General features: G+C 74.1%; 24 protein-coding genes. 4 read left to right on the forward strand and 20 right to left on the reverse strand.

What is annotated here, in order from left to right:
* Positions 1 to 4 precede the first annotated feature (4 nt).
* Positions 5 to 766, forward strand: a complete 762-nt coding sequence (locus ASG41_RS22030; protein WP_056300843.1) for an SDR family oxidoreductase — start codon at positions 5 to 7, stop codon at positions 764 to 766.
* Positions 763 to 1572: a sirohydrochlorin chelatase gene (locus ASG41_RS22035; RefSeq protein WP_235565010.1), complete on the forward strand. Its 810-nt coding sequence runs from the start codon at positions 763 to 765 to the stop codon at positions 1570 to 1572. The genes ASG41_RS22030 and ASG41_RS22035 overlap by 4 nt, the downstream gene beginning before the upstream one ends.
* 308 nt (positions 1573 to 1880) lie before the next feature.
* Here ASG41_RS22035 and ASG41_RS22040 read toward each other — a convergent pair whose 3' ends face one another.
* The 11 genes from ASG41_RS22040 to ASG41_RS22090 form a co-directional block, all read right to left on the reverse strand.
* Entirely contained in the window at positions 1881 to 2678 is a 798-nt protein-coding gene (locus ASG41_RS22040) for a sulfurtransferase (protein WP_056300847.1), read from the reverse strand.
* Positions 2675 to 3127 (reverse strand): SgcJ/EcaC family oxidoreductase, encoded by a 453-nt coding sequence (locus tag ASG41_RS22045; protein ID WP_056300851.1) that lies wholly within the window; start codon positions 3125 to 3127, stop codon positions 2675 to 2677. Before ASG41_RS22045 ends, ASG41_RS22040 begins: the two co-directional genes overlap by 4 nt.
* Before the next feature lie 49 nt (positions 3128 to 3176).
* Positions 3177 to 5075, reverse strand: coding sequence for an ABC transporter ATP-binding protein (locus ASG41_RS22050; RefSeq protein ID WP_235565011.1), 1899 nt, complete (start codon positions 5073 to 5075; stop codon positions 3177 to 3179).
* A gap of 73 nt (positions 5076 to 5148) precedes the next feature.
* On the reverse strand, positions 5149 to 5922 hold the full coding sequence (locus ASG41_RS22055) for an enoyl-CoA hydratase/isomerase family protein (RefSeq protein ID WP_056300854.1): 774 nt from the start codon (positions 5920 to 5922) through the stop codon (positions 5149 to 5151).
* Complete coding sequence (locus tag ASG41_RS22060) at positions 5919 to 6170, reverse strand: helix-turn-helix domain-containing protein (protein ID WP_056300858.1); 252 nt, start codon at positions 6168 to 6170, stop codon at positions 5919 to 5921. Before ASG41_RS22060 ends, ASG41_RS22055 begins: the two co-directional genes overlap by 4 nt.
* 163 nt (positions 6171 to 6333) lie before the next feature.
* Positions 6334 to 7467 carry a DegT/DnrJ/EryC1/StrS aminotransferase family protein gene (locus tag ASG41_RS24035; protein ID WP_056300861.1) on the reverse strand — a complete coding sequence of 378 codons (1134 nt, stop codon included), beginning with the start codon at positions 7465 to 7467 and terminating at the stop codon, positions 6334 to 6336.
* Positions 7464 to 8423, reverse strand: coding sequence for a hypothetical protein (locus ASG41_RS24040; RefSeq protein ID WP_056300865.1), 960 nt, complete (start codon positions 8421 to 8423; stop codon positions 7464 to 7466). The genes ASG41_RS24035 and ASG41_RS24040 overlap by 4 nt, the downstream gene beginning before the upstream one ends.
* A 381-nt stretch (positions 8424 to 8804) precedes the next feature.
* Positions 8805 to 10406, reverse strand: a complete 1602-nt coding sequence (abc-f, locus tag ASG41_RS22075; RefSeq protein ID WP_056300868.1) for a ribosomal protection-like ABC-F family protein — start codon at positions 10404 to 10406, stop codon at positions 8805 to 8807.
* An 81-nt stretch (positions 10407 to 10487) separates the two neighbouring features.
* The gene (locus ASG41_RS22080; RefSeq protein WP_056300871.1) at positions 10488 to 11255 is read right to left on the reverse strand and encodes an enoyl-CoA hydratase; all 768 of its coding nucleotides are present in this window, start codon (positions 11253 to 11255) and stop codon (positions 10488 to 10490) included.
* Entirely contained in the window at positions 11252 to 12394 is a 1143-nt protein-coding gene (locus tag ASG41_RS22085) for a CaiB/BaiF CoA-transferase family protein (protein ID WP_056300874.1), read from the reverse strand. Before ASG41_RS22085 ends, ASG41_RS22080 begins: the two co-directional genes overlap by 4 nt.
* Positions 12395 to 12434: 40 nt before the next feature.
* Positions 12435 to 13859 carry a GntP family permease gene (locus ASG41_RS22090; RefSeq protein WP_056300877.1) on the reverse strand — a complete coding sequence of 475 codons (1425 nt, stop codon included), beginning with the start codon at positions 13857 to 13859 and terminating at the stop codon, positions 12435 to 12437.
* Between the two features lie 213 nt (positions 13860 to 14072).
* Here ASG41_RS22090 and ASG41_RS22095 point away from each other — a divergent pair, with 213 nt between their 5' ends.
* Together ASG41_RS22095 and ASG41_RS23890 are read left to right on the forward strand one after the other, a co-directional pair.
* On the forward strand, positions 14073 to 14765 hold the full coding sequence (locus ASG41_RS22095) for a FadR/GntR family transcriptional regulator (RefSeq protein WP_056300880.1): 693 nt from the start codon (positions 14073 to 14075) through the stop codon (positions 14763 to 14765).
* A 96-nt stretch (positions 14766 to 14861) separates the two neighbouring features.
* A complete protein-coding gene (locus ASG41_RS23890; RefSeq protein WP_157519665.1) occupies positions 14862 to 16877 on the forward strand; it encodes an SCO7613 C-terminal domain-containing membrane protein in 2016 nt (671 codons plus the stop codon).
* Between the two features lie 19 nt (positions 16878 to 16896).
* On the opposite strand, the gene ASG41_RS23895 is transcribed toward ASG41_RS23890, so the two are convergent.
* From ASG41_RS23895 to ASG41_RS22145, 9 genes are all read right to left on the reverse strand, one after another.
* Positions 16897 to 17370, reverse strand: a complete 474-nt coding sequence (locus ASG41_RS23895; protein WP_157519667.1) for a GNAT family N-acetyltransferase — start codon at positions 17368 to 17370, stop codon at positions 16897 to 16899.
* Between the two features lie 278 nt (positions 17371 to 17648).
* The gene (locus tag ASG41_RS22110) at positions 17649 to 18083 is read right to left on the reverse strand and encodes a metal-sulfur cluster assembly factor (RefSeq protein WP_056300889.1); all 435 of its coding nucleotides are present in this window, start codon (positions 18081 to 18083) and stop codon (positions 17649 to 17651) included.
* The gene (sufU, locus tag ASG41_RS22115) at positions 18080 to 18556 is read right to left on the reverse strand and encodes a Fe-S cluster assembly sulfur transfer protein SufU (RefSeq protein WP_056300894.1); all 477 of its coding nucleotides are present in this window, start codon (positions 18554 to 18556) and stop codon (positions 18080 to 18082) included. The genes ASG41_RS22110 and sufU overlap by 4 nt, the downstream gene beginning before the upstream one ends.
* Positions 18556 to 19896 (reverse strand): cysteine desulfurase, encoded by a 1341-nt coding sequence (locus ASG41_RS22120; protein ID WP_056300896.1) that lies wholly within the window; start codon positions 19894 to 19896, stop codon positions 18556 to 18558. The genes sufU and ASG41_RS22120 overlap by 1 nt, the downstream gene beginning before the upstream one ends.
* Positions 19893 to 20720 carry a Fe-S cluster assembly ATPase SufC gene (sufC, locus tag ASG41_RS22125; RefSeq protein WP_056300899.1) on the reverse strand — a complete coding sequence of 276 codons (828 nt, stop codon included), beginning with the start codon at positions 20718 to 20720 and terminating at the stop codon, positions 19893 to 19895. Before sufC ends, ASG41_RS22120 begins: the two co-directional genes overlap by 4 nt.
* A gap of 10 nt (positions 20721 to 20730) precedes the next feature.
* On the reverse strand, positions 20731 to 21090 hold the full coding sequence (locus ASG41_RS22130) for a non-heme iron oxygenase ferredoxin subunit (RefSeq protein ID WP_056300902.1): 360 nt from the start codon (positions 21088 to 21090) through the stop codon (positions 20731 to 20733).
* On the reverse strand, positions 21087 to 22421 hold the full coding sequence (gene sufD / locus ASG41_RS22135) for a Fe-S cluster assembly protein SufD (RefSeq protein ID WP_056300905.1): 1335 nt from the start codon (positions 22419 to 22421) through the stop codon (positions 21087 to 21089). Before sufD ends, ASG41_RS22130 begins: the two co-directional genes overlap by 4 nt.
* Positions 22421 to 23857: a Fe-S cluster assembly protein SufB gene (sufB, locus tag ASG41_RS22140; protein WP_056300907.1), complete on the reverse strand. Its 1437-nt coding sequence runs from the start codon at positions 23855 to 23857 to the stop codon at positions 22421 to 22423. The genes sufD and sufB overlap by 1 nt, the downstream gene beginning before the upstream one ends.
* Entirely contained in the window at positions 23854 to 24588 is a 735-nt protein-coding gene (locus ASG41_RS22145; protein ID WP_235565012.1) for a metalloregulator ArsR/SmtB family transcription factor, read from the reverse strand. The genes sufB and ASG41_RS22145 overlap by 4 nt, the downstream gene beginning before the upstream one ends.
* Positions 24589 to 24635 lie beyond the last annotated feature (47 nt).

The following is a 24635-nucleotide window of genomic DNA, read 5'->3' on the forward strand; positions in this document are numbered from 1 at the left end:
CACCGTGGACCTGGGTCTGGGCGGTCGCGGCTACCTGCTCACCGGCGCGAGCAGGGGGCTGGGGTTCGCGACCGCCCGGGCCCTGGTCGACGACGGGGCGCGGGTGCTGGTCAGCTCGCGTTCCGGTGACTCCGTCGACGCCGCCGTCGCCTCCCTCGGTGGGGCGCCGGCGGCGCACGGCCGCACCGCCGACCTGGCCGACCCCGCGTCGGCGCAGGACCTGGTGACGGCGGCCGTCGCCGAGCTCGGGCGGGTCGACGGGGCGCTGGTCTCCGTCGGCGGCCCGAAGCCCGGCTCGGTCCTGGACACCGACGAGGCCGACTGGCGCGACGCCGTCGACTCCGTCCTGCTGGGCACCATCCGGTTGGTCAAGGCCCTGGTCCCGGTCCTGGGCGAGGGCACCGCGATCGGCCTGGTGCTGTCCACCTCGGTCCGCCAGCCCATCGGTCACCTCGCCATCTCCAACGGCCTGCGCCCGGGCCTGGCCATGACCGCCAAGGCGCTGGCCGACGAGCTCGGACCCCGCGGCATCCGGGTCTTCGGCCTGCTGCCCGGCACCATCGCCACCGACCGGATCACCGACATCGAGGCCGCCTCCGGCGACGCCGCGGCCATGCGGGCCCGCACCGAAGCCGGCATCCCGCTGCGCCGGGTCGGCCGCCCCGAGGAGTTCGGGCGGGTGGCCGCGTTCGCGCTGTCCCCGGCCGCCAGCTACCTGACCGGCGTGATGATCCCCGTCGACGGCGGCGTCACGAGGGCCCTGTGAGCGAGACACCCGTGGCCGCGGGGCACGTGCTCGTGGCGTGCGCGCACGGCACCCGCAACCCGACCGGGCGCCGGCTGATCGCCGAGCTGGCCCTGGGCGCCCGGGCGCTGCGCCCGGAGCTGCGGACCACGGCCGCCTTCGTCGACGTCCAGCCGCCCACCGTCGTGGACGTCGTCGCGGGGCTGGCCACCGAGGGCACCCCGGCCGTGGTGGTGCCGGTGCTGCTGTCCGGCGGCTTCCACGTGCACGTCGACATCGCCGGTGCCGTCCAGGCCCACCCGGGCACCCTGGCCGCCCGGCCACTGGGCCCGGACCTGCGGCTGGTCGAGGTGCTGCTGACCCGGCTGGCCGAGATCGGCGCGGACGCCGAGGACCCGACCACCGCCGTCGTCGTCGCGGCCGCCGGGTCCAGCGACGCCCGGGCCACCGCCGACGTCGAGGACACCGCCGACCTGCTGCAGCGCTCCTGGGCCGGGCCGGTCACCACCGGTTACGGCTCGGCCGCGCAACCGACCGTGCCCGACGCGATCGCCGCCGCCCGCGCCGCGGGCGCGCAGCGGGTCGTCATCGCCGCCTACCTGCTGGCGCCCGGCCACTTCCACGACAAGGTCAGCGGCGCGGGGGCCGACGACGTCACCGCTCCCCTGCTGCCCGACGAGCGCATCGCCGCGGTGCTGCTGGACCGCTACGACGCCGCCCTGGAGACCGCCCGCCTGCAGGCCGACGCCGAGGCCCGCCGCCCCGGCTCGCCCAACCGGGTCGAGACGCTGGACTTCTGGCCCGGCCCGGACGACGTCGACACCTGAGCCCGCACGACCCCGGTCACCGAGTGACCACCGGCGCCCGTGCGCGCCCGGACTCCTCCCCCCGGACCCCAGCCCGGCCAGGGCGCAGCGAGCTCCCGATGTCACATCGAGGGGTCCGGCGCCGGCGAGGAGCCGCTCGATGTGACATCCAGCGGTCTCGTGCCGGGCAAGGGCTGCTCGATGTGACATCGAGCGGTCCGGTGCCGGCGAAGGGCTGCTCGATGTGACATCGAGCGGTCTCGTGCCGGGCAAGGGCTGCTCGATGTGACATCGAGCGGTCTCGTGCCGGGGAGGGGCGGCAGCGAGGGTCAGGTGCCGGTCGCCACCGGTCGCTGCGGGTCCGCCGACCACTCCGACCACGAGCCAGGCCACAGCGCCGCGTCGACCCCGGCGACGGCCAGCGCGGCCACCTGGTGTGCGGCGGTCACCCCGGAGCCGCAGTAGACGCCCACGGTCGTCCCCGGGGTCACGTCCAGCGCAGCGAACCGGTCGGCCAGGTCGGCGCGGAAGCGACCGGTCGGCGTCAGGTTGTCCGTGGTCGGTGCGCTCACCGCACCGGGCACGTGCCCGGCGCGGGGGTCGACCGGCTCGGCCTCGCCCCGGTACCGCTCCCCCGCCCGCGCGTCCAGCAGCACCCCACCGGTGCCGGGCAGTGCGGCGGCCTCGTCGGCGGTCAGCACCGGCATCCCGCCCCCGGTCAGCACCACGTCACCGGGCTCGGGGACGACGTCACCGGACTCGACCGGACCGACCCAGTCGGCCAGCCCGCCGTCCAGGATGCGGACGTCGGCCACCCCGGCCCAGCGCAGCAGCCACCAGGCGCGGGCGGCCGCCGTCCCGGGGCCGGCGTCGTAGACCACGACCCGGTCGCCGGCGGAGACGCCCCAGCGCCGGGCGGCGGCCTGCAGGTCGGCGAGCTCGGGCAGCGGGTGCCGACCCGCGGCGGACGCCGGTGCGGCCAGCTCGGTGTCCAGGTCGACGTAGACCGCCCCCGGCAGGTGACCGGAGAGGTACCGCTCGCGGCCGAGGCTGTCGCCCAACGCCCAGCGGACGTCGAGCAGCACGGCGCCGGCGACGTCGTCGGGCCCGGCGAGCACGGGGGTCACCGCACGGACTCCAGCTCGGCGGTGAGCGCCGCGACCGCCTCGGGGCGGCCGTGGAACTGGGCGGGGGTGGCGGTGAAGACCGAGATCTTCCAGCGCCGCCCGTCCCGCACGACCACAGCGGTGTGCACGGCGTGCAGCCCGGGGTCCAGGCGACCGGTGCCGGGCTGGGCCATGCCGGCGACGGCGTGCAGCACGGCCACGCCGTCGCTGATCGAGCGCACGGAGCGGACCAGCCCGACGTAGGCCGGGGTCTGGTGGTCGGCGAACAGCCGGCGCATGTCGGCGGCGATCTGCAGCCGACCGTGGGTGCTGCTGCCGTCGAAGCCGACGACGTCGCCGTCGTCGGTCAGCACGGCGGAGACACGGGCGCCGCTGCGGGCGTTCCACCCGGCCAGGTACTCGGCGTAGACGGCGCGGATCTCGGCGTCGTCGGGGTGCAGGGCGGACAACGGGCCTCCGACGGGGTGGTGACGGCTGGGACTCCTGCGACGCTAGTGGTCAGGCCTGTGTGGCGGCGGGTGACACGGTCTCCTCGCGGTCGGAGAACTGCGTGCGGTACAGGTCGGCGTACCGGTGGCCCAGCGCCAGCAGCTCCTCGTGGGTGCCCTGCTCGACGATGCGCCCCTCGTCCACGACCAGGATCAGGTCGGCGGCCCGGATGGTGGACAGCCGGTGCGCGATGACCAGCGACGTCCGGCCGGTGAGCGCGGTGTCCAGCGCCTTCTGCACCGCGACCTCGCTCTCACTGTCCAGGTGCGCGGTCGCCTCGTCGAGGATGACGACACCGGGGCCCTTGAGCAGCACCCGGGCGATGGCCAGGCGCTGCTTCTCCCCGCCCGACATCCGGTAGCCGCGGTCCCCGACCACGGTGTCCAGGCCGTCGGGCAGCGAGGCGACGAGCGCGGCGATCCGGGCGCCGGTGAGCGCGGCCCACAGCTGGTCCTCGGTGGCCTCGGGGCGGGCGTAGACCAGGTTGGCCCGGATGGTGTCGTGGAAGAGGTGGCTGTCCTGGCTGACGACGCCGATCGCGGCGCGCAGCGAGTCCGCGGTGGCCTGCCGGACGTCGAGCCCGCCGACCCGGACGGCGCCGTCGGTGACGTCGTAGAGCCGGGGCACCAGGTTGGCGATGGTCGACTTCCCGGCCCCGGAGTGGCCGACGAGGGCGACCAGCTGGCCGGGCTCGGCCCGGAAGCTGACGTCGCGCAGCACGACCGTGGACCCGCCGTGCTCGGGCAGCGACAGGTCCTCCAGCGAGGCCAGCGACACCTGGTCGGCGGTCGGGTAGGAGAACGACACCCGGTCGAACTCCACCGAGCGGTCGTCGGCCGGGACCGGCCGGGCGTCGGGTGCCTCGGCGATCATCGGCTCCAGGTCGAGCACCTCGAAGACCCGGTCGAAGCTGACCATCGCGCTCATCACGTCCACCCGGACGTTGGACAGCGCGGTCAGCGGTCCGTACAGCCGGGACAGCAGCAGCGCCAGGGAGACCACCGCACCCGGGGACAGCGACCCGTCGAAGGCCAGCGAGCCGCCCAGGCCGTAGACCAGCGCGGTGGCCAGCGCGGCGACCAGGGTGAGGGCGGTGAAGAACGTGCGGCCGTACATGGCCGACAGCACCCCGATGTCGCGCACCCGGGCCGCGCGGGCCCGGAAGGACTCGACCTCGGCCTCGGGCCGGCCGAACAGCTTGACCAGCAGCGCACCGGCCACGTTGAACCGCTCGGTCATCGTGGCGTTCATCGAGGCGTTGAGCCCGTAGGACTCCCGGGTGATCTCCTGCAGCTTGGAGCCGATCCGCTTGGCCGGGAGCACGAACAGCGGCACCAGCACGATCGAGAGCAGCGTGATCTGCCAGGACAGCGTCAGCATCACCCCGGCGGTGAGCACCAGCCCGATCGCGTTGGACACCACCCCGGACAGCGTCGAGGTGAACGCCTGCTGCGCGCCGATGACGTCGTTGTTGAGCCGGCTGACCAGCGCGCCGGTCTGGGTGCGGGTGAAGAACGCCACCGGCATCCGCTGCACGTGGGCGAACACCCGGGCGCGCAGGTCGTAGATGACGCCCTCCCCGATCCGGGAGGAGTACCAGCGCTGGGCCAACGAGCTGGCCGCGTCCACCAACGCCAGCCCGGCGATGAGGAGCGCGATCCGCACGATGTCGGCGGCGGTGCCGTCCAGGCGGGCGATCCGGTTGACGATGTCGCCGGCCAGCAGCGGCGTCAGCACCCCGATCACCGCCGAGACGACGACCAGGGACAGGAAGAACGTCAGGTCCCGCCGGTAGGGCCCGGCGATCCCCAGGATCCGCTTGACCGTCCCCGCAGGGATCTCCCGGCCCGGCTGTGGGTTGCGCTGGAACGACCGCATGGCGGCCATCGAGGTCATGGGTGAGCTCACGGACTCCACCTCTCACGTGTCGGTGGGGCCAACCGGCGCAGCCGCGCCGGTGTTCCGCTCGGCGGTCGGTGGGTCAGCGGCCGGCGAGCGCGTGCAGCCGGGCCAGCTGGGCCGCCCGCTCGGCGGCGTCCTGACCCTCGGCGTCGACGGCCGCGGCCCGGCGGACCAGCTCCGCCGTCGCCCGGCTGGCGGCGATGTCGGGCCCCATGATGCCTGCGACCAGCGCGGTGACGGCGTCCTCGAGCTCCTCCGGCGCGACGACGGCGTTGGCCAGCCCACTGGCCAGCGCCTCGGCGGCGCCCACCCCGCGGCCGGTCAGGCACATCTCCAGGGCCCGCGAGTACCCGACGGCCTGCACCAGGGTGGAGGTGCCGGTCAGGTCGGGCACCAGCCCGAGCACGGCCTCCGGGAGCTTGAAGGTGGCCGCGGTGCTGCACACCCGCAGGTCGCAGGCCAGCGCCAGCTGCGCGCCGGCGCCGATGGCGTGCCCCTGCACGACGGCGACCGAGACGATGCCCGGGCGGCGCAGCCACCGGAAGCCGGCCTGGTACTCCCGGATCCGCTGCTGCGCGCCGTCGTCGCCGAGGGCGAGGAGGGCACCGAGGCCGCCGTTCTGGCCGGGGTCGGTGGAGAACAGCGAGCGGTCCAGGCCGGCGGAGAAGGCCCGGCCAGCGCCCCGGACGACAACGACGCGGACGTCCGGGTCGAGGGACTCCCCGATGGCGGCCAGCCGGTACCAGGTCTGCGGGGTCTGGGCGTTGAGCTGGTCGGCACGGTCCAGGGTGACGGTGAGGACCGCGCCGTCCCGGGCGGTGGTGACCCAGCCGTCGGCCGGGTCGCCGCTCACGACGCCTGGGAGCGGTTGGCGCCGCCGCGGCTGCGGAGCGTGGCGCCGGACTCGCTGAGCAGACGGTGCACGAAGCCGTAGGAGCGCCCGGTGGACGCCGCCAGCAGGCGGATGCTCTCCCCGGCGTCGTACCGCTTGCGCAGCTCGTCGGCGAGGGTGTTCCGGTCGTCCCCGGTGATCCGCTTGCCCTTGCCCAGTTCGGCGGCAGCGTCCGCTGCGGTCGAGTCGGCTGCGTTCGAGTCGGCCATGACTCCCCTCCGTGCCAGCGTCTCCACGCCCGCCGCGGACGGCGGTCGTGGTCCCCCACTGGTCTGCCGGTGCCGCGTCCTGGTGACGTCGGCCTCCCACAAGGATGATCACCCCTGTGCGACCGTCGCGCCCGCTGACGACCGGAATGCCCCGGCCGGTCGCTCAGACCCCCCGTGCGGCCCCGACGACGACGTCGACGACCCGGTCGACCTCCTCCGCCGTCAGGTCGTTGGCCATGGGGAGGGCGAGTGCCCGCGCGGCCAGCGCCTCGGTGACGTCCAGCGGCCCGTGCCGGGGCGCGTCGGCGTACGCCGGGTGCCGGTGGGCCGGCCGGTCGTAGTAGGCCGTGATGCCCACCCGGCCGCTCGCCCCGGCCGCGAGGACCGCCGTCCGGGTCTCCGGGTCCGGCGCCGTGACGTAGCCGGCCTGCCACGTGCCGCCGGCATTGCCGACCTGGAACCGGAAGCCGAGCGGCGTCAGGTGCTCCCGGTAGTGCGCGGCAATCGCACGACGACGGGCCAGCACCGTGTCGAAGGTGTCGAGGACGGCCAGCGCCGACGCCGCGTGCAGCTCGTCCATCTTGGCGTTGATCCCGGCGTAGCCGGCGATCCTGCCCTCGGTGAAGCCGAAGGAGTGCAGCGCGTCGACCCGTGCCAGCAGGTCCTCGTCGAGGGTGGTCACCAGGCCGCCCTCCCCGATGGCGAAGGACTTCGTGGCGTGGAAGGAGTACACGTGGGGTGTCGCCTCCCGACCGCTGCGGGCCCCGCTGTCGTCGGTGGCCCCGAAGCCCGCGGCGGCGTCGACGACGAGCGGCACCTCGGCTGCGTCGCAGACCGCCTGCCACCGCCGTTGCAGGTCCGCACGCGGCGGCGTCCCGAACGTGTGGGTCGCCAGGACGGCCGCCACCTGGCCACCGTGGTCGGACAGCGCGTCGGCGAGCGCGTCGGCGTCCATCTGCCAACCGGCGGGCTCCACGTCGACGAAGAGCGGCTGGTGCCCGAGGACGCGGACGGCGCCGGCGGTCGCGACGAAGGTGTACGAGGGCACGACCACGAGGGGCAGCTCGGTGGTGCCCCGGGCGTCCATGACGGCCCGGAGGGCGACGACCAGGCCGCTGGTCGCGTTGGTGACCGGCACGCAGCCGACCCCGCCCAGGTAGTCGGACAACCGGCTCCGCAGCAGGCGCTCGCAGGGCCCGCCGTTGGAGAAGAACCGCGCCTCCTCGGCCAACCGGTAGTAGGCCCCGAGAGCCGACAGGGAGGGCAGCTGGGGCCGCAGGAAGGGTACTGCGTTCACGCCCGGCCCTCCGGCGCGACGTCGATCCCGCGGTCCTGCGCCCAGGCCGCGGTCTCGGCTGCCACGGTCGACCAGTCGACGGCTGCCGTCCGCGTGCTGAGCTCGTGCCGCGCCCCGGGGATCGGGGCCTCCATGTGGTGGACGAGCTCGGGGTCGGAGGCGAAGAGCGTCCGCCGCCGCGAGGGACGACGTAGCGACCGGGCGCTGGCAGCGAGCCGGATGGACCCGCGGGCCAGTGCGCGCGGCCAGCCGGAGGGCGGGGTGGACCGGAACGGGAAGAGGTCGACGCCCAGCTCGGCGGCGGTGAACGGGAGGTAGCCGCCGGCGACCATCCAGCTCGTCTGGTCCCAGGCCCCGCCGCTGAGGGCGCAGAACCGCAACAGCCGGAGGTCCTCGCGCAGGGTCCCGACGCGCAGACCGAACGTGCTGGTGGCGTACGCGGCCGGGTACCAGTCGAGACCGTGCAGGGAGACCGCAGCCGCGCCCGCGCCGGGCTGGTCCTGCTCGACGACCCGACGACGGCTGGCGGCCACGTCCAGGGCGCCGGACCCGTACACGGTCAGGTAGTCGGCCTGGGGCAGACCGGCGGCTCCCTCCGCCAGCCGACGCAGGGCGTCGGGGCGGTACAGGTAGTCGTCCTCGGCGAACCAGAGGAACGTGTCCAGCGGCGTCGCGCGGGCCGCCTCACGGCTGAAGGTGGTGCGCAGCGACCGGCGGTCGCTGCCTCCCCGGATGTCCACGACCTCACCGCTGGACTCCATCAGGGTCAGGAGGCGACCGGGGCGCACCTGGTCGTTGACGAAGACCAGCTCGGGAGCGTGGTCCAGCTCCTCGGCCGCGCGCAGCAGGGACGCCAGTGCCAGCGTCTTGCTGTAGTAGTCGGGCCGCGGCTTCGTGTTCTCCCCGCCGTAGTGGCGGTAGAGGACGCGGATCGGCGACGGGCCGGCGGTGGGCACGGGGACTCCTCGGGTCGGCGGCGCCCGAGGACGGTGGCCCTGGGCACGACAGGGCACCCGACGTCGAGCCGACCGGGCGCCCCCGGACCGCGGCGCGCGACCGGCGGCACGCCACGACTCGCCGCGCACCCCGTCCGGCCCGTACCGCGACCTGATCTGTCGCGAGCATGGCAGACGTAGGCCCTGGCGAGGGGCTCGGTCATCCTTTCGAGGGACCGGCGCGCGCGGTCCGTGACCCGTGTGGTGCGGCACGACCACGGACCGCGAACGACTTGCCATCGACTGTCCCCACGGAGGTCCTGGCCTCGTCGGTCGCCCGCGGCCGGGTGGGAGCGTGGCCGACGAGGACGCGGCGTTCAAGGCGCGTCGTCGGAGCCTCGATCAGGCCAGTTCGACGAGCTCCGCGAAGTCGGCGGACCAGGTGTCCTCGGTGCCGTCGGGCAGCAGGATGACCTTGTCCGGGTCCAGGGCGGTGACCGCGCCCTCGTCGTGGGTGACCAGCACGATCGCGCCCTGGTAGGTGCGCAGCGCCTCGAGCACCTGCTCGCGGCTCGCCGGGTCCAGGTTGTTGGTCGGCTCGTCCAGCAGCAGCACGTTCGCCGCCGAGCAGACCAGGGCGGCCATCGCCAGCCGGGTCTTCTCCCCACCGGACAGCGTGCCGGCCCGCTGGTCGACGGCGTCGCCGGAGAACAGGAAGGCACCCAGGATGCGGCGCAGCTCGGTGGCGGTCTGGTCCGGGGCGGCGGACTGCATGATCTCCAGCAGCGAGCGGTCCATGTCCAGCGTCTCGTGCTCCTGGGCGTAGTAGCCCAGCCGCAGCCCGTGCCCGGCCTTGACCTCGCCGGTGTCGGGCTGCTCGGTGCCGGCCAGCATCCGCAGCAGGGTGGTCTTGCCGGCGCCGTTGAGGCCCAGCACGACGACCCGGGTGCCGCGGTCGATCGCCAGGTCCACACCGGTGAAGATCTCCAGCGAGCCGTAGCTCTTGGACAGCCGCTCGGCGGTGAGCGGGGTCTTCCCGCACGGCGCCGGGGTCGGGAAGCGCAGCTTGGCGACCCGGTCCTGCACCCGGACCTGCTCCAGGCCCGCGGCCAGGCGCTGGGCACGCTTGTCCATCGACTGGGCGGCCTTGGCCTTGGTCGCCTTGGCGCGCATCTTGTCCGCCTGCGCGGTCAGCGCGCCGATCTTCTTCTCGGCGTTGGCCCGCTCGGAGCGGCGACGGCGCTCGTCGGTCTCCCGGGCGTCCAGGTACCGCTTCCAGCCCAGGTTGTAGACGTCGACCGTGGCCCGGTTGGCGTCCAGGTGCCACACCTTGTTGACGACGGCGGCCAGCAGCTCGACGTCGTGGCTGATCACGATGAGCCCGGAGCGGTGGGTGGCCAGGAAGCCCTTGAGCCACGCGATGGAGTCCGCGTCCAGGTGGTTGGTGGGCTCGTCGAGCAGCAGCGTCTCGGCGTCGGAGAACAGGATGCGGGCCAGCTCGACGCGGCGGCGCTGGCCACCGGACAGCGTGTGCAGCGGCTGCTCGAGCACCCGGTCGGGCAGGCCCAGGTTGGTGCAGATGCGCGCGGCGTCGGACTCGGCGGCGTACCCGCCCATGGCGGCGAACTGGTCCTCGAGCCGGCCGTAGCGGCGCACGGCGCGGTCGCGCTCGGCGTCGTCGGCGGGCTCTGCCATCGCGATCTGGGCCTTGGTCAGCTGGGACTTGAGCTCGTCCAGGCCACGGCCGGACAGCACCCGGTCGCTGGCGCTGATCGACAGGTCGCCGCTGAGCGTGTCCTGCGGCAGGTAGCCCAGCTCGCCGACCTGGTCGACCTTGCCGGCGTGCGGCACCCGCTCACCGGCCAGCGTGGTGAGGGTGGTGGTCTTGCCGGCGCCGTTGCGCCCGACGAGCCCGATCCGGTCACCGGGCTGGACGCGGAGGTCGGCCTCGCTGATCAGGATGCGCGAGCCCGCGCGGAGCTCGAGGCCGGTGGTCGTGATCACTGAGCCCATGGTACTGGCGTCGGGGGCTGGAACCGACCCCTTCCCGGGGTGACATCGGTGGCACCCCGGGGAGGGTGGTGGTCAGCGGCCGGTCCACCCCGGGGCCTGCCGGCTGGTGAACGCAGCGACTCCGGCGGCGAAGTCGGCCGAGCCGTACACCCGGTCCAGGACGTCGTCGGCCTGCACCGGCACCGCGGCGGCGTGCAGCCGGCGCAGCGTCTCCTTGGCCGCCCACTGGGTGAGCGGGGCGTTGGCCAGCAGCTTGCCGACGACGTCGGCCGTGGTGGCGGTGACGTCGTCGGTCACCCGGGTGACGAACCCGGCGCTGCGGGCCTCCTCGACGTCGAGCAGCCGGGCGGTCATCACCATGTCGACGGTCCGGGCGTGCCCGAAGTGCCGCAGGGTGAGCGCGTAGCTGGCCGCGGACAACGTGTTGCCCAGCGTGCGGGCGATCGGGTAGCCGAAGCGGGCCGACCGGTCGGCGACCCGCAGGTCGGCGGCCGCGGCGATGGCCAGGCCGCCGCCGATGCAGAACCCGTCGATCGCCGCGACCACCGGCACGGTGACGGCGAGCAGCCGTCCGATGGTGGCGTCGATGCGGGCCTCGTAGGCCACCCCGGCCGGTCCGTCGAAACCGGCGAACTGGGCGATGTCGGTGCCGGCGACGAAGGCCTGGCCCCCGGCGCCACGCAGCACCACGACCCGGATCTCGTCGTCAGCGTCGGCGCGCTCGCACGCCTCGACCAGTCCCTCGTACATCGCGAACGTCATCGCGTTGCGCTGGGCGGGCCGGTCGAAGGTCACCGACAGGACCGGCCCCTCGACCGCGACCCGGATGTCGGCGCTCATGCCGGCGCCCCGGTCGTCGAGGACCCCAGCGGCGGGCCGGCGTTGTCCCGCCGGGTGGGCGTGCGGGAGAAGCGCATCGGCGAGCCCAGCTGGGTGACGGGGCCGATGGTCGGGTGCTCGGCCTCCCAGAGGAAGTCCCGGGCGGTGAGCGCCTCGTCGGTGAAGACCTCGTCGTAGGTCTGGATCGGCGCGCAGGGCACGCCGCCTCCCTGGAGGGCGTCGAGCACCTGCGCGGTGGTCAGCGTGGAGGTGACCTCCTCGATCGCCGCGATCAGGGCCGGGCGGTTCGCCATCCGGGCGCTGTTGTCGACGAATCGGGGGTCCTCGGGCAGCGCGTCCAACCCGAGGGCCGTGCAGAACCGCAGCCACAGGCCAGGCGTGTTCGCGCCCACCGTCACATGACCGTCCGTGGTGACGACGGCCTGGTAGGGCGCCTGGGACTGGTGCGCAGCGCCCTGCGGGCCGGCGACGCCGCCGTCGCCGAAGTACCGGCCGGCCTCCCACACCGCCAGGGACACCCCGGACTCGTACAGCGAGACGTCCAGGTGCTGGCCCTGACCGGAGCGGTCCCGCTCGCGCAGGGCAGCGGTGACCCCGAGCGCCACGTAGAGCGCGCACACCAGGTCGCACACCGGGACGCCGACCTTGGCCGGCCCCGAGTCCGGGAACCCGGTGATGCTCATCAGGCCCGAGCGGGCCTGCGCCATGACGTCCAGGCCCGGCTGCTGGGCCAGCGGCCCGTCCTGCCCCCAGCCCGAGGCCGAGGCGTAGACCAGCCGAGGGTGGTCGGCGGCCAGGTCCTCGTAGCCCAGCCCGAGCCGGCGCATCGCGCCCGGGCGGAGGTTCTCCACCAGCACGTCGGCGTCGGCGACGAGGTCGAGGAAGGCGGCGCGGCCCTCCTCGGACTTCAGGTCCAGCGCGACGGACTCCTTGTTCCGGTTGATCCGCAGGAACGCCGAGCCCTCCCCCTGCACGAGGGGGGCGTTGCCGCGGACGAAGTCGCCGGTGCCCGGGGTCTCCACCTTCACCACCCGGGCACCCAGGTCGGCCAGCTGCATGCTGGCCCAGGGCGCGGCGATGAAGGAGCCGACCTCGACGACGGTGACGCCGGTCAGCGGTGGTGCGGTCGGTGCGGTCACGTGCGGGTCCTCTCGCTGGTGGGGTCGGTCGGGTGTGCTGTCACAGCACGAGGCTCAGCAGCAGGACGACGCCCAGCCCGACGACCGAGGCCACCGAGGTCGACGTCCCGACGACCTTGACGGCGCCCTTGGTGGTCTGACCCAGCAGGTTCTTGGCCATCCAGAAGAAGTTGCTGTGCACCGTCATCAGGAACAGCGCGCCGGAGGCGGCGGCCAGTGCGATGAGCACCGGGTCGATGCCGGCGCCGGCGGCGACCGGGCCGAGGATGCCGGCGGCGGTGATGGCCGCGACGCTGACCGAGCCGATGGCCACGTGCAGCACGACGGCGATCAGCCAGGCCAGCAGGATCGGCGGACCGGCGCTGGACTCGAAGAACTGGCCCAGGACGTCGCCCAGGCCGGTGGCCTTGACCAGCCCGGCCAGCGAACCGCCCAGGCCGGTGAGCAGCAGCACCTCACCGAGGTTGGTGAACGAGCGGTCCAGGGACCGCTTGACCCCGGTCTGCCCGCGGTACACCTGCACCAGGACGACGGAGGCGAAGGCGCCGATGAGCAGGGCGATGGTCGGCGTCGCCAGGAACGTCAGCAGCGCGGCCTCGACGCCGAACACGTCGGTGAGCGAACCGGCGGCGATGAGCAGCAGCGAGACCACCACCGGGGCGACGGCGAGCCCGATGGGCACCCGTCGTCCCTCGGTCTGCGTCTCGGTCCGGGCGGGCGCGGTGGCCACGGCGCCGCCGGCACCGCCCGGAGGGGCGGAGCCCCCGGCGGACCCGTCCTCGGGCAGGTCCACGCCGTCGAGGCGGTCGAAGGTGACCCGGTCCTCGTCGGTCGCCGGGTCCCAGAACCGGGTGCGCTCGATGAGCACCTGCAGCACGAAGACGGTGACCACGATGGTGACGGCGCCGGCGAGGGTGCCGAAGAGCAGGTAGCGCCACAGCGGGATGTCGATGACGCCGGCCAGGGCCAGCGAGCCGACGCTGGGGATCATCATGGTGAGGCCGACGAGGATGCCGGTGACCAGCGCGGAGGCGACCCGCGGGATGCCCTTGTCCCCCACCGTTCGGGCCATGCCGCGGGCGATCGGGGCGGTCACCACCAGCATGACGTCGGCGAAGATCGACTGCAGCGCCGTGCCCGCGGTGACGGCGAGGGCGTAGGGCGAGCGCCGGGGCCCGAAGGCCCGCAGCAGCCCGCGGACGATCCGGTCGATGACGCCCAGCTCGCTCATCGTCGTCCCCAGCGTGATGCCGAAGGCGATGAGCAGGCCGATCTCGGCCAGGATCGAGCCGAAGCCGGTGGTGAGGGTCTCCACCGTGCCGTCCAGGCCGAGTCCCGAGGCGATGCCGAGGTAGAGGATGCCGGCCAGCAGGGCGAAGACCGGGTGGACCTTGAGCAGCACGATCAGGGCGATGACGCCGATGATCGTGATGGCGGTGTGCATCAGCAGGATGCCGTCGGACATGGGCGCGGACCTTCGTGTCGGCCGCGTCCGGGTGGGCGCGGCGCCTCGGCAGCGAGGCGGTGTGTGGTCGGACCTCAGTGGTCGGACCACACCGTAGCGGGGCACCTGTGACCTGGGCTACTCCGGCCCTCTTGGTTCCGTTGGCGTGTCGAGGGCGGCACCCGGCCCGCAGGGAGGGCGCCCGGGGCGCTGACGTGCTCGTACGCTCACCCCGTGCGGGCCACCGAGATCGTCCTGCGGCACGTCGAGGACCAGCTGCAGGACGGGTCGCTGCTCGTCGGCATGCGACTGCCCGGGGAACGGGCGCTGGCCGAGCAGTGCGGGGTGTCCCGCGGCTCGGTGCGCGAGGCCCTGCAGGTGCTCGCCGCCATGGGCGTCGTCCGCCGGTCGGTGGGCTCCGGCGCCGACGCCGGTGCGGTGCTCATCGCCGAACCGCTCGCCCCGCTGAGCTCCGCGCTGCGGCTGCACGTGGCCACCAGGGCCTTCCCGGTCGCCGACGTCGTGGAGACCCGGGTGATGCTGGAGTCCGGTGCGGTCGCCGCCGCCGCCCGCGCCGGCGCACCGCTGGACGGCGTGCTGGAGCTCCTCGCCGCCATGGAGGACCGGGCCCTCGACGTCCGCGCCTTCCTGCACCTGGACGCCCAGCTCCACGTGGCCATGGCCGAGCTGTCGGGCAACGTGCTGGTGGGCGCCGTGATGGCCTCGCTGCGGTCCTCCATCGAGACCTACGTGCAGGCCTCGGTCCCGCACGTGGCCGACTGGGACTCCCTGCTGGACCGGCTCCGCCGGGAGCACCGCGGGGTCGTGGAGGCCATCGCCGCCGCGGACCCGGACGCTGCCGCCGACCTCGTCTCCCGGCACATCCGGGGCTTCTACGCCTCCTCGGGGCTGTCACCCGCTCCCTGACCGCTGCGGGCGCCCCGGCGCACCCCTACCGTGGTCGGGAGGCCCCGCCGACCACTCCACCCCGACGTCCACCCGCAGCCCGGCCCGGAGGTGACCGTGAGCGCTCCCCCGCGCCCGTCGCGCCCGGTGCCCCCGCTGCCCTACCCGGTGGAGTCCTACCCGCCGCAGGTCCGGGCCGCCCCGCTGCGCGACCGCGTCACCCCGCAGCAGCTGCTGCTGGGCGGCGGTGCGGTGGCCGTCGTCGGCACCGGGCTGGCCGCGCTCACCGTCGGCAACCCGCTGGGTGTGGCCGTCGTGGTCGGGTTGCTGCTGGTCTGCGCGGCACTGGCGGTGCTGGCCGGGCACGCCGGCAGCCGCACCGCCGGTGAGGCGCTCGCGCTCAGTGCGGTGGCCTCGGCGGGCGCACTGGTCGGGGTGGGTGCCACCTCGGCACCCGACGGGCCACTCGCCGCCGCCACGCTGTCCGGCTTCGTGGCGGCGGCGGCGCTCGCGCTGTGGCCGTTGAGCCCCCAGCTGCGCACCTGGCCCGTGACCGCCTGGGTCGCCGGCCAGGTCGCCGTGCTCGTCCTCGTGCTGGACACCGGGGTCTCCGGGGTACGGGCGGCCGCGGTCCTGCTGACGGTCGCCGTGACGGGACTGGTCGTCGCCCGGCTCGGTTCCGACGCGGTCGCCTGGACCGGGCTGCTCGGCGCGGTGCCCTGGTGGGTGTGCGGCGTCGTCCTCGCCGAGCGGGTGGCCTGGTCGGGCGCGGACCCGCTGCCGGCGGCCGGGCTGGCCGTCGGTGCCGCCGTCGGGCTGCTCCTCACCGCCTCCCCGGACGTGCCCCAGCTGCCCACCCGCGGCCTGGTGCCGGTGCTGTCCGGGCTGACCGCCGGGACGGCCGTCGGCGGTGCGGCGCTGACCGGCCCTCCGGGCTGGGTGCTCGGCGCCGGCTTCCTGGGCCTGGGGCTCGCCGCCGTGGTGGCGGTCGCCGCCTCCCGTGGACCCGACTGGGTGCCCCGCGACGCCGGCCTCACCGCAGCCGTCACCCTGACCACGCTCTCCTGCGCCGGACTGGGGCGCGCGGGCCGCTGGGGGGACCTGGGCCTGCTGCTGGTGGCCACCGCCGCCGCCGCGGCCCTGCTGTCGGCGCGCAGCCGGGACACCCGCCCCTCCACCGTCCCGGTCACCGTGGGCGCCGCGGCCGCCGCGGTCGTGCTGCTGACCACCACCGGCCCGGTGTCGCCGTCCGGGGTGGCCGTCGTGCTGGTCGCCATCGCCGTCACCGCGCTCGGGGAGGCCGTGGTGCTCGCCGTGGTCCTCCCCCGCCGGGCCGCCTCGCGGGTCGCCTCCTGGGTGCGGTCCCGGGTCGGCGGTCGCGCCGCCCGGCGACCGGCCCCCGCCGACGTCCGCGACGCCTTCGCCGCCCGCGACACCGGCCGCACCGCGGAGCCCCGGCTCTCGCTGCGCCGCCCCGCGGGCGACTCCCCCGACGAGCGGGCCGCCGCGCCCACCGCCACCACCGGTGCGCTCGTCGGCGCCCTCGGGGTCGGGACGGCGGCGTCGGCCGGTGCGTGGGCGGTCACCGCGGTGCTGCTCGCCGTCCTCGGCCTGGCGCTCATGGGGCACGGCGACGTCACCCGGGAGCGGACCACCCGGGTGCTGGGCGGCCTGGCACTGGTCGCCGCGGCCTGGTCGGCCGGAGCCCAGCTGGGCTGGTCTGCCGTCGAGGTGGTGACGGTCCCCGCGGGCGTCGTGCTGCTGGCCGGGGACTGGCGGCGGCTGCCACACGGTGCGTCCTGGGCGGCCTGGGGCCCGGGTCTGGCCGTCGGCTTGCTGCCCTCGGTCGCCTGGACGCTGGTCGACCCCACCCCGCTGCGGCAGGTGCTGGTGCTGCTGGCGGCGCTGGTCTGCGTGGTCGGCGGGCTCGGTGGCGCGGTGCGGGCACCGTTCGTGCTCGGCCTGGTCGCCGTCGTGGGCGTGACCGTCGGCTGGCTGCTGGACGGCGTCCCCACGCCGTGGCTGGCCGCCCTCCTGGTGGTGGGCGCGCTGCTGCTGGCCCTCGGCGCCGCCCGAGAGCGGCAGCGCCGGCGCGGCGAGCGGGTGCCGTCCCGGCTGCGCACCTTCCGCTGACCCGGTCCGGGCCCGCCGCTCAGGAGCCGAAGAGGGACTCGGCGCAGACGACGCGGTAGCCCGCGGCCAGGAACGACCGCAGCGACGCGGTGTTGGCCGGGGCGACCTGGGCCCAGAGCGGACCGTCCACCAGGGCCGGTGCGGCGGCGGCCAGCGCAGCACCGAGCCCGCGGCCCCGGGCAGCCGAGTCCACCTCGATGCTGACTTCCCACCGGCCGGCGAGACCCCGCCCCAGCGTCAGCAGCGCCGCCGCGTCCGGAGTGCCGAGCACGCGGACGTCGGAGCGGTGGAGGTGCGCCCGCTGCACCCGGGGGTGCCCGGCTGCTTCCAGTGGCTGCAACGGGAGGGCCGGGCGCACCGGGGCCGCGGGCGCGACCAGCACGGCGTCCACCACGCCCGGTTCGACCCCGGTCTCGTCGGCCAGCGCGGCCAGGAACCGGGCCGACAGCGGCGCGGCGATCGGGTCTGGGGAGGCCGCGGTCCACGCGCTCACCCAGCCGGGGTCGACGTCCGCGCCGACCACCGCCCACGCGGTTCCACCGACGACGACAGCCCGCGCCCCGAGGGGCGCGGGCTGTGTCGTGACGCTGCCGTCAGCGGCGGGGTCGACGCCCGCAACCAGGTCCGCCAGCACCGCCGGGAGCGGTCCTCCGACCCTGTCCTGCGGCCTGCCTGCAGGAGTCCGCGGCGTGCGAGGCGAGGTGCTGGAACCGCCTTGCTGCAGGGACCCACCGCGAGCTCGCTCGTGGTGGGAGGCAGCAAGGTCCTCGGTCAGACCCGGAAGCCCAGTGCGCGCAGCTGCTCGCGACCGTCGTCGGTGATCTTGTCCGGGCCCCACGGCGGCATCCACACCCAGTTGATCCGGATGTCGTCGACCAGGCCGGGGCCGGGGCCGCCGGTGAGGGCCTGGCGGGCCTGGTCCTCGATGACATCGGTCAGCGGGCAGGCCGCCGAGGTCAGCGTCATGTCGATGACGGCGACGTTGGAGTCGTCGACCTCCAGGCCGTAGACCAGGCCCAGGTCGACGACGTTCACGCCGAGTTCGGGGTCGACCACGTCGCGCATGGCCTCCTCGAGCTCCTCGAGGTCGGCCTTGATGAACGGGGCCCTGGGCGCCGCGGCGGCGGCGGGCGCCGACGTCGCGTCAGCGGCGGGGGCGTCGACGGCGGTGGTGTCGACGGCGGTGGTGTCGGTGGTCTCGCTCATGCGGGCTCTCCCGTGGTCGTCGCTTCGGTGGGCTCCCAGGCCCGGGCGCTGGCGTCCTTGAGGGCCATCCAGCTCATCAGCGCGCACTTGACCCGCGCCGGGTACTTCGATACCCCGGCGAACGCGACGGCGTCCTCCAGGCTGTCCTCGAGCTCGTCGGCCACGGACGTGTCGCCCTTGGCCTGCATCAGCCGCACGAAGTCCTCACCGGTGGCCAGCGCCTCCGGCACGCTCTTGCCGACGACCAGGTCGTACATCGCCGACACCGAGGCCTGGCTGATCGAGCAGCCCTGCCCCTCGTAGGAGACGTCGGTGAGGGTGTCGCCCTCGACCTTGACCCGCAGGGTCACCTCGTCCCCGCAGGTGGGGTTGACGTGGTGCACCTCGGCGTCGAACGGGTCGCGCAGACCGCGGCCGTGCGGGTTCCGGTAGTGGTCCAGGATGATCTCCTGGTACATGTCCTGCAGCTTCATCAGGCTCCCTCCTCCACCGCGTCAACACCGAAGAAGCGCTGGGCATGCCGGACGCCCTCGACGAGTGCGTCGACGTCGTCGTAGCCGGTGTGCACGTAGAACGTGGCCCGGGTGGTGGCCGGCACCCCCATGCGGCGCACGACCGGCCAGGCGCAGTGGTGCCCGACCCGGACGGCGATGCCCTGGTCGTCGAGGACCTGCCCGACGTCGTGCGGGTGGATGCCCTCGACGACGAAGCTGATCGCCCCGCCGCGGGCGACGGTGTCGGGCGGGCCGATGACCCGCACGCCCGGGATGGCCTGCAGCTGCTCGAGGGCGTAGCCGGTCAGCGCCTCCTCGTGCGCGAGCACGGTGTCCATGCCCAGCGCCGTGAGGTAGTCGCACGCCGCGGCCAGCCCGATGACCTGCGCGGTCATCGGCACCCCGGCCTCGAAGCGCTGCGGCGGCGGGGCGAAGGTGCTGCCCTCCATCCGCACGACCTCGATCATCGAGCCACCGGTCAGGAACGGCGGCAGTGCGTCCAGGACCTCGGACCGGCCCCACAGCACGCCGACCCCGGTGGGCCCGAGCATCTTGTGCCCGGAGAACACCAGGAAGTCCGCGCCGAGGGCGGCCACGTCGACCGGCTGGTGCGGCACCGACTGGGCGCCGTCGACCATCACCAGCGCGCCCACGGCGTGCGCGCGCTCGATGATCGGGGCCAGCGGCGGCATGGTGCCCAGGATGTTGGACTGCTGGGTGACCGTGACGAGCTTGGTGCGCTCGTTGACCACGGTGTCCAGGTCCGACAGGTCCAGGCGACCGTCGTCGGTGAGGCCCAGCCAGCGCAGCGTGGCGCCGGTGCGCTCGCACAGCTGCTGCCACGGGATCAGGTTGGCGTGGTGCTCCATCTCGGTGACGACGATCTCGTCGCCCTGCCCCACGGCGTACCGGTGGAACTCGGGCTCCTTGGCGGTGACGGCGTTGCTCATCGCGTAGGCCACGAGGTTGATCGCCTCGGTGGAGTTGCGGGTGAACACGACCTCGTCGGACTGCGCGCCGATGAAGGAGGCGATCGTCGCCCGGGCCTGCTCGTAGGCCTCGGTGGCCTCCTCGGCCAGGGCGTGCGCGCCGCGGTGCGGGGCGGCGTTGACGTTCTCGTAGAACCAACGCTCGGCGTCGAGCACCTGGCGTGGCTTCTGCGAGGTGGCGCCGGAGTCCAGGTAGACCAGCCGCTTCCCGTCCCGGACCGTGCGGTCCAGGATCGGGAAGTCGGCGCGGACCGCCTCGACGTCCAGCGGGAGCGGTGCGCGCCCCTGTGCTCCCGAGGGAGCCGCGGAGCGTGAGGCGGTCACGGTCATGCCGTGGCCGACCCGCTCAGCAGGGCAGCGGCGTCCGAGGCGACCAGCGCGTCGGCGTCGGCCTTGAGGTAGGCGGCGTAGCCCTCGGCCTCGAGCTTGTCGGCCAGCTCCTTGCCGCCCTCCTCGACGACCCGGCCGGCGACGAAGACGTGCACGAAGTCGGGCTCGATGTAGCGCAGGATCCGCGTGTAGTGCGTGATCAGCAGGACACCGACGGAGCTGTTGGCCTTGGCCCGGTTGACGCCCTCGGAGACGACGCGCAGGGCGTCGACGTCCAGACCGGAGTCGGTCTCGTCGAGGATCGCCATCTTGGGCTTGAGCAGGCCCATCTGGAGGATCTCGTGGCGCTTCTTCTCACCACCGGAGAAGCCCTCGTTGACGTTGCGCTCGGCGAAGGCGGCGTCCATCTCGAGCGCCTCCATCTCGGTGCGCACGTCCTTGACCCAGGTGCGCAGCTTCGGCGCCTGGCCGGTGACGGCGGTGGCCGCGGTGCGCAGGAAGTTCGACACCGAGACGCCGGGGACCTCGACCGGGTACTGCATGGCCAGGAAAAGGCCGGCCCGGGCGCGCTCGTCGACGGTCATCGCGAGGACGTCCTCGCCGTCGAGGGTGACGGTGCCACCGGTGATCGTGTACTTCGGGTGCCCGGCGATGGAGTACGCCAGGGTGGACTTGCCCGAGCCGTTGGGGCCCATGATCGCGTGGGTCTCGCCGCTGCGGATGGTGAGGTCGACGCCGCGGAGGATCTCCTTGGTCTCGTCACCCTCCCCGACCGTCACGTGCAGGTCGCGGATCTCCAGCACGCTGCCGGTGGTCTCGCTCATGTCATGCCTCTCAGTTCGTCTCGGCCGCGGAGGTGTCGACGAGGACGTCGACGTAGATGCTGTCGCCCTCGACGCGGACCGGGTGGGTGGTGACCGGCTTGTTCGCCGGCAGGTTGGTGGGCGCACCGGTGCGCAGGTCGAAGCACGACCCGTGCCAGGTGCACTCGATGGTGGGGACGCCGTCGACGATCTCGACGTCCCCGTCGCTCAGCGGGTAGTCCTGGTGCGAGCACAGGTCGGTCAGGGCGTACACCTGACCCTCGTGCCGCGCCACGACGAGCTCGATGGCATCTGCGCCGTCGCCGACGGAGACCGGGAGGGCCTCGCCGTCGGCGACCTCGGAGAGGGAGCAGACCCGCTGGTAGCTCATGCCGGCTGGAGCTCGCCCTGCTCGACGTCCTGCTCCTCGAGGCCCGGGAGGGCACCCAGCCGCTGCTCGATGGTGCCCATCAGGCGGTCGGCCAGCTCGGGGACGGCGATCTTCTGCACCACGTCGGCGAAGAAGCCGCGGACGACCAGGCGGCGGGCGGTCTCGGCGTCGATCCCGCGCGAGCAGAGGTAGAACAGCTGCTCGTCGTCGAACCGGCCGGTGGCGCTGGCGTGGCCGGCGCTGACGATCTCGCCGGTCTCGATCTCCAGGTTGGGCACCGAGTCGGCGCGGGCGCCGTCGGTGAGCACCAGGTTGCGGTTGAGCTCGTAGGTCTCGGTGCCGGTGGCCGCGGGGCGGATCCGGACGTCGCCGACCCACACCGTGTGCGCTTCCTCGCCCTGCAGCGCGCCCTTGTAGACGACGTTGCTGACGCAGTTCGGCGTGGCGTGGTCGACCCAGAGCCGGTGCTCCTGGTGCTGGGTCTCGTCGGCGAAGTAGACGCCGGAGAGGTCCGCGGTGCCGCCGGGGCCGGCGTACTCGACGTTGCTGACCAGCCGGACCAGGTCCCCGCCCAGGGTCACGACGACCTGGCGGAAGGTGGCGTCCCGGCCGACGACGGCGTCGTACTGACCGCCGTGCGCCGTGCCCGGCTCCCACTCCTGGACGCTGATGAGCTCGACGTGCGCGCCGTCGCCGACGAGCACCACCACCCCGCCGGAGTACTTGGCGGAGCCGGAGTGGTCCAGCACGACGGTGGCCTTGGCGAACGCGCCGACCTCGATGACGGTCTGGCCCCACACGACGTCGTCGGAGCCGGTGCCGCGCAGCGACAGCGTGACCGGGCGGTCCAGCTGCGCCTCCGCGGGCACCCGGACGACGGTCGCACCGCCCGCGCGGACGCGGGTGAGGGCGGCGAGCCGGTCGACGGGCTCGGGCAGGCCCTTGAGCAGCGGGTCGTCGGCGCCGACGGTGGTCAGCTCGACCCCGTCGGGCAGGTCCGACGTCAGCTCCAGGCGGGCGTCGGAGTCCGCGCCCTCCAGCAGCGGGCGGACCCGCTTCATCGGGGTGAAGCGCCACTGCTCCTCCCGACCCGTGACGACGGCGAAGTCGTCGGGGTCGGCGGAGGTGAACCGCTCGGCCGGCGAACCGGTCGGGGTCGGGCCACCGTGGCTGTGCGATCCCGGCCCGGCACCGGCGGTGCCGGTGTCGGAGGCGGGGGTGGTCGGCGGGCCGGCCTGTGCGCCGACGCCGGGAGCGAAGAGCTCGCTGGCCAGCGCGGCGGACTCGGCCGGTCCGGCGATCGTGTCGGGGGTGTCAGTGTTCTCCGGCATCAGCCGACGGCACCTTCCATCTGCAGCTCGATCAGGCGGTTCAGCTCGAGGGCGTACTCCATCGGCAGCTCCCGGGCGATCGGCTCGACGAAGCCGCGCACGACCATCGCCATCGCCTCGTCCTCGGACAGACCACGGCTCATCAGGTAGAAGAGCTGGTCCTCACTCACCCGGGAGACGGTCGCCTCGTGGCCCATGGACACGTCGTCCTCGCGGACGTCGACGTAGGGGTAGGTGTCCGAGCGGCTGATCGTGTCGACCAGCAGCGCGTCGCACTTCACCGTGGAGCGGGAGCCGTGGGCGCCCTCGTCGATCTGCACCAGGCCCCGGTAGGAGGTCCGGCCGCCACCGCGGGCGACGGACTTGCTGATGATGTTCGAGGAGGTGTGCGGGGCGGCGTGCACCATCTTGGCGCCGGCGTCCTGGTGCTGGCCCTCGCCGGCGAAGGCGATGGAGAGCACCTCGCCCTTGGCGTGCTCACCGGTCATCCACACGGCCGGGTACTTCATCGTCACCTTGGAGCCGATGTTGCCGTCGACCCACTCCATGGTCGCGCCCTCGTGGGCCACGGCCCGCTTGGTGACCAGGTTGTAGACGTTGTTCGACCAGTTCTGGATGGTCGTGTACCGGCAGCGGGCGTTCTTCTTCACGATGATCTCGACGACCGCGGAGTGCAGCGAGTCCGACTTGTAGATCGGCGCGGTGCAGCCCTCGACGTAGTGCACGTAGGCACCCTCGTCGATGATCATGAGCGTCCGCTCGAACTGGCCCATGTTCTCGGTGTTGATCCGGAAGTAGGCCTGCAGCGGGATCTCCACGTTGACGCCCGGGGGCACGTAGATGAAGGAGCCACCGGACCAGACGGCGGTGTTCAGCGCGGAGAACTTGTTGTCCCCGGAGGGGATCACCGAGCCGAAGTACTCGCGGAACAGGTCCTCGTGCTCGCGCAGCGCGGTGTCGGTGTCCAGGAACAGGACGCCCTGCTGCTCGAGGTCCTCACGGATCGAGTGGTAGACGACCTCGGACTCGTACTGGGCCGCGACGCCGGAGACCAGGCGCTGCTTCTCGGCCTCCGGGATGCCCAGCTTGTCGTAGGTGTTCTTGATGTCGGCCGGGAGGTCGTCCCAGGTCGCGGCCTGCTTCTCCGTCGACTTCACGAAGTACTTGATGTTGTCGAAGTCGATGCCGGAGAGGTCGGAGCCCCAGTCGGGCATGGGCTTCTTGCCGAAGAGCTTGAGGGCCTTGAGGCGGCGCTCGAGCATCCACTCGGGCTCGTTCTTGCGGCGCGAGATGTCGCGGACGACCTCTTCGTTGATGCCACGACGGGACGAGGCGCCGGCGACGTCGGCGTCCGCCCAGCCGTACTTGTAGCGGCCGAGCTGGTCGATCTGCTCGTCCTGCGTCAGCGGGGTGACGGGCTGCTCTGTGGTGGTCATGCGGGCGTCCTCTCCCGGGCGATCTGGCGGGTGTGGCTCGGTGCGGGGCGGGGTGGTGCGTCCGCCCGCTCTCTCGGTACAGGGCTCCCGGGGCGGGTTGTGTTCCCGCTCCGTCGGCTCCCGGGTATGTGGGTGGTGCAGACCCCGTCGCCGTGGGCGATGGTGGCCAGGCGTTGGACGTGCGTGCCGACCAGCCGCCCGATGACCGCGGTCTCGGCCTCGCACAGCTGGGGGAACTCCGCGGCGACGTGGGCCACCGGGCAGTGGTGCTGGCACAGCTGGCCGCCGCTGGAGATGGCCGACGCCGAGGCCGCGTAGCCCTCGGCGGTGAGCGCCTCGGCCAGGACCTGGGCCCGGTCGACCGGCTCGGGGCCGGTCGTCGAGGCGGCCCGCTCGACGGCGGTGGAGCAGCGCTGCTCCAGGCCGGCCAGCTGGCGCTCGGCGACGTCCCGGACGGCGTCGGGGCCCCCGTGCGCGGCGACGAACCGCAGCGCGGTGAGCGCCAGGTCGTCGTAGGCGTGCGGGAAGCCTGAGCGGCCGGCGTCGGTGAGGCTGAAGTGCCGGGCCGGGCGACCGCGGCCGCGGACCGAGCCGGGCAACGAGCGCTCGGCGACCCGGCCCTCGGCCACCAGGCCGTCCAGGTGCCGGCGGACGGCGGCCGGCGAGACGCCCAGGCGGGTGGCCAGCTCGGTGGCGGTCTGCGCGCCGTGCTCCAGCAGCAGACCCGTCACACGGTCACGGGTGCGCCCGTCGTCGGCCGGTGCCGACGGACGGGCGG

Origin of the sequence: Modestobacter sp. Leaf380, assembly GCF_001424485.1 — a bacterium.
Lineage (GTDB): Bacteria > Actinomycetota > Actinomycetes > Mycobacteriales > Geodermatophilaceae > Klenkia.

Coding starts and splice junctions, on each gene's coding strand:
- ASG41_RS22120 (WP_056300896.1), bottom strand. CDS start 19,896: ATGACCGTGACCGCCTCACGCTCCGCGGCTCCCTCGGGAGCACAGGGG.
- sufC (WP_056300899.1), bottom strand. CDS start 20,720: ATGAGCGAGACCACCGGCAGCGTGCTGGAGATCCGCGACCTGCACGTG.
- ASG41_RS22080 (WP_056300871.1), bottom strand. CDS start 11,255: ATGAGCGCCGACATCCGGGTCGCGGTCGAGGGGCCGGTCCTGTCGGTG.
- ASG41_RS22060 (WP_056300858.1), bottom strand. CDS start 6,170: ATGGCCGACTCGAACGCAGCCGACTCGACCGCAGCGGACGCTGCCGCC.
- ASG41_RS22090 (WP_056300877.1), bottom strand. CDS start 13,859: ATGTCCGACGGCATCCTGCTGATGCACACCGCCATCACGATCATCGGC.
- sufU (WP_056300894.1), bottom strand. CDS start 18,556: ATGAAGCTGCAGGACATGTACCAGGAGATCATCCTGGACCACTACCGG.
- sufB (WP_056300907.1), bottom strand. CDS start 23,857: ATGACCACCACAGAGCAGCCCGTCACCCCGCTGACGCAGGACGAGCAG.
- ASG41_RS22130 (WP_056300902.1), bottom strand. CDS start 21,090: ATGAGCTACCAGCGGGTCTGCTCCCTCTCCGAGGTCGCCGACGGCGAG.
- ASG41_RS22110 (WP_056300889.1), bottom strand. CDS start 18,083: ATGAGCGAGACCACCGACACCACCGCCGTCGACACCACCGCCGTCGAC.
- sufD (WP_056300905.1), bottom strand. CDS start 22,421: ATGCCGGAGAACACTGACACCCCCGACACGATCGCCGGACCGGCCGAG.